This is a genomic window from Massilia sp. UBA6681, from assembly GCF_002454935.1.
Classification (GTDB): domain Bacteria; phylum Pseudomonadota; class Gammaproteobacteria; order Burkholderiales; family Burkholderiaceae_D; genus Telluria; species Telluria varians.
This window is the reverse complement of sequence record NZ_DKJX01000090.1, coordinates 339-4,358: the sequence shown is the minus strand read 5'-3', so window position 1 is coordinate 4,358 and position 4,020 is coordinate 339. Positions and strand designations below refer to the sequence as shown.

Genomic DNA, 4,020 nt, shown 5'->3' with positions numbered 1-4,020 from the left:
CCACGGTCTCGCCGGCGGCGATGTCGAGCTTCAGGTGCGACAGCGCCGCGGTATCCAGGCGCGAAGGATAGCTGAAGCTGACGTCGTCGAGCGTCACGCGCGCGCCATTCGCAAGCCGCGGGGGCAGCGGCCGCGGATTGGCCGGGTCCTGGATGTCGGAGCGCGCCGCGAGCAGTTCCAGCAGGCGCTCGGTGGCGCCGGCGGCGCGCTGGGCTTCGCCCATCACTTCCGACAAGGCGCCGACCGAGCCGGCCACGATCGAGGCGTACAGGATGAACTGCCCGAGGTCGCCCCCGGTCATCGTGCCCTCGAGCACCGCATGGGCGCCGAGCCAGAGCACGAACACGATGCTGCCGAACACCAGCACGATGGCCAGCATGGTGAGCGTGGCGCGGGCGCGAATGCGCCGGATCGCGGTCTGGAAGGCGCCTTCGACGGAGGTGCCGAAGCGGCCGGCCTCGATACCCTCGTGAGTGAAGGCCTGCACGGTGGGCATCGCGTTCAGGATCTCGCCCGCCAGCGCCGAGGCGTCGGCGATGCGGTCCTGCGAGTCGCGCGACAGCTTGCGCACGCGCCGCCCGAACAGCACGATCGGCAGCACCACCAGCACTAGGAGGCCCAGGATGATCGCGGTGAGCTTGGGGCTGGTCACGAACAGCATGACCAGGCCGCCGATGAACAGCAGGGTATTGCGCAAGGCGAGGGAGATGCTGGTGCCGACCACGGTCTGGATCAGCGTGGTGTCGGTGGTCAGGCGCGACAGCACTTCTCCGGTGCGCGTGGATTCGAAGAATTCGGGACTCTGGTGCACCACGTGGCGGTAGACGGCGGCGCGCACGTCGGCCACCACGCGCTCGCCCAGCCAGGACACCATGTAGAAGCGCGCGGCGGTGGCCACGGCCAGCACGGCGGCCACGCCGAACAGGGCCAGGAACACGGCATTCACGTGTTCGATGTTCTGGCGGCCGGCCTCGGCGCCGAAACCGTGGTCGATCATCTGCTTGAAGGCGGCGGGAATCGCCAGCGTGGCGCCGGCCGCGAACAGCAGCGCGATGCCGGCCAGGACGAACTGGCGGCGGTAGGGCGCGAGGAAGGGCAGCAGGCCCTTGAGCGCGGCCAGGCTGCCTTTGCGGGAGGTGTCGGAATCGGTAGTGCCGGTGGAGCGGGAAGTCATTGTCTCGGGCGGATTGTTCTTCAATGTTCTGTTCTGTTCAAAGCTTCATCGGGCGCACGTAGCCCGTCATTTCCAGGTAGCCGCGCCCCAAAGGCTTGCCGTCGCGGCTGACCGTCACCGCGCCTTCCCAGTACACCGCCCCGGTCGAGCGGCGCGAATCGAGTTCCTGGTCCTGCTGCAGGGGAGTGAGCTGCCAGCGCAGTGCACCGGTGGCGACATCCTGGGCCACCGGGTACTCGGCGCCGGTACGTGGCGACTTCCAGCGCGCGGTGGGCGTGAAACTGACCTGCTCGGGCGCGTAGCGGGTCACGCGGCCCGCGGCATCGCGCACGGTGGCGTGCGCCCATAGTTTACCACCTTGCCTGCTGTGAATCTGGAAAGCCATCAGGGCGCCGCCATCGATGAGGTTCACACCGATCCAGTCCCAGCCGGTAGCCTCCGGCTGCAGCGCTTCGCTCGACCATTCGTGATCGAGCCAGGCGCTGCCCGTGACGGCCACGGGCAGGCTGCCGGCGCGGCCGACCTTGCCGCTCACCTTCAGCTGCGGCTCGCTGTAGTAATGGCTGGCATGCTGGGGGCTGGCGCCCTTGCGCGAATAACCGCCTTCGCCCTGCACCAGCACCGGCTGGGTAGGCTGCAGGCGCAGCTCCAGCGTCAATTCGCTGGAGCGGATGGTGACGCGGTAATGCCCTGAGCTTTCGCGCACCATGCGCCAGTCGTCGAGCTTGAGGTCGGTGTTGCCGGTGCGGGCCCAGGCCAGGCCGAAGCCTTCGCGGGCGCTCTTCTGGTCGTGTACCAGGCGGCCCAGCGCCGGGTCGGACAGGGCTGCGTGGCCGATCACCAGCTGGCGCGGGGCAAACGCGCTCGGGTTCCTCGGGTCGTGTTCGGTGCGGCTGCGAAAGAAGGTGACCTGGAAGCCGAGCGGCTTGCGGTCGGGCGTTTCGACCCAGCCGGTGACGTACCACCATTCGGTGCGGAATTCCGGATGGGCGCCGAAGTCGCGCGGGAAGGACAGCGTGGTGCCGGGAACCACGGATGCGAACTGCGGCGGCTCGGCCCGGCCCCACTGCGCAAGGAACAACAGCACAACAAACACCACTAACCGCATTACCAATCCTCCCTGACCGCGCGTACCGGACCACCCGACAGCGCATAACGTCCCGATACCAGTGCCGTCAGGATCGAGGCCCCGACCAGCACTGCGGCCACGCTCCCCAGCAAGGTCCACGGCAGGTGCAGCCCCATTGTCCAGTGAAACGACTGCGGGTTGACAACATAAACCAGGATCAGGCTGATGACCAGCCCCAGCGCGAAGCCGCAGGCCACCCCGAGCAGGGTGAGCAGGCCGCCTTCGAAGGCGAGGATGCCCAGCACCCGGCCGCGGGTGACGCCGACGTGGCGCAGCATGCCGAACTCCTTGGAGCGTGCCAGGGTCTGGGCCGAGAAGCTGGCCGCCACCCCGGATAGCCCAATCGCGATGGCGATCGCCTCCAGCAGATAGGTCACGGCAAAGCTGCGGTCGAAGATCCTGAGGCTGGCGGCGCGGATCTCGCCCGCCGACATGGTCTGCAGCGCCGCTCCGAAAGGCAGGGCGCGCACCGCGCCTTCGAGCTGCCCGGCGCTGCTGCCGCGCGCCGCGAACAGGGCGGCGTCCGTGACTTCGCCTTCGCCCGTCAGGGCCCGGTAGTCGGCCAGGCGGATCACCACCGAGCCGGCCTGGTTGGCGTAGTCGCGCCACACGCCGGCCACGAAGAATGTCGCCTGGGCGCCCCCGAGCGGCAGCGTCAATGTCTGGCCGACGCGCACGCCATACAGGTCGAGCATGGCTTCGGACACCCAGGCCGGCCGCGCACCGCTCGGCACCGGCGCGCTTGTGCCCACCAGGTACAGCAACTGCCCGGGATCGCGCGCATCGATGTCGCGCGCGATCACGACCACGTTGGGCCGTTCGGGGGACAAGGAAACGGGTCGGGTACGCAGGAAGTGAGCCTGGGCGACGCCGGGCGTGGCGCGCAGCGCCGCCTGCTGCGCGGGCGTGAGGAAGCCGGTATTGCCGCTGCTTGCCGCCCGGACGTACAGGTCGGCCGGCAGGATGTGCCCCATCCAGTCGTCCACCGAGACCCGGAAGCTGGCCACCATGATGCCCATCGCGACCATCAGGCTGAAGCTGGCGAGCACACCGCCCAGCGCGATCGCCGCCTGGCCCGGAGCATTCGCCAGGCGCGACAGGGATAGCAGCAGGATCGGCGGCGCGCGCCGCGCGCGCAGTAGCAGGCCTTCCATGCGGCGGAAGGCCTCCGCGGCCAGGCGCGGCATCAGGCCGATGCCGCCGATGAGCAGCAGGGCGATCGATAAGTAGCCGAACAGGGGCAGCTCGAACACCGGCGGCGCGAAGGCCAGCACCGCGCCCAAGGACAGGCACAGCAGCGATGGCCAGACCCGTGCCAGGCCCGACAGCGCGGCTTCGTCGGCGCCCGACTTGATCGCCACCGCCGGACGGGCGTTGGCCGCCTCCAGCGCCGGCGCCAGGCAGCCGAGCAGGGCCACGCCCAGGCCGAGCAGGAAGAACACGGTGGCCGCCACCGGCGTGAACTGGACCTGCGGGCGGATGCCGGAGAAGTAACCAGCGCCCAGGTCGCCGCCGAAATAGGTGAGGGCCAGGGCCGCCAGCGCGTAGCCGCCCAGGATGCCCAGCGCCGCGCCGAGCACGCCCAGGCTGGCGCCCTCGAGCAGCACCTGGCCCAGCAGCCCATTGCGCTCCAGGCCGAGCACGCGCAGCAGCGCGAACTGGCTGCGCCGGCGCATCACCGACAGCGCCTGGGTCGAGAACACCAGGAAGGCGCCGG

General features: G+C 69.8%; 3 protein-coding genes. All 3 read right to left on the bottom strand.

Annotated features, from left to right (window positions below):
- On the bottom strand, positions 1-1,174 hold a 1,174-nt coding region (locus B2R83_RS16375; protein ID WP_292043523.1), incomplete at its 3' end, for an ABC transporter transmembrane domain-containing protein.
- A 37-nt stretch (positions 1,175-1,211) separates the two neighbouring features.
- A complete protein-coding gene (locus tag B2R83_RS16370) occupies positions 1,212-2,282 on the bottom strand; it encodes a carotenoid 1,2-hydratase (protein WP_292043522.1) in 1,071 nt (356 codons plus the stop codon).
- On the bottom strand, positions 2,282-4,020 hold a 1,739-nt coding region (locus tag B2R83_RS16365), incomplete at its 5' end, for an FtsX-like permease family protein (RefSeq protein WP_292043510.1). The genes B2R83_RS16370 and B2R83_RS16365, both read right to left, overlap by 1 nt.

Excerpts from the sequence above, each read along its gene's own strand:
- B2R83_RS16370 (WP_292043522.1), bottom strand. The coding sequence starts at position 2,282 with ATGCGGTTAGTGGTGTTTGTTGTGCTGTTGTTCCTTGCGCAGTGGGGC.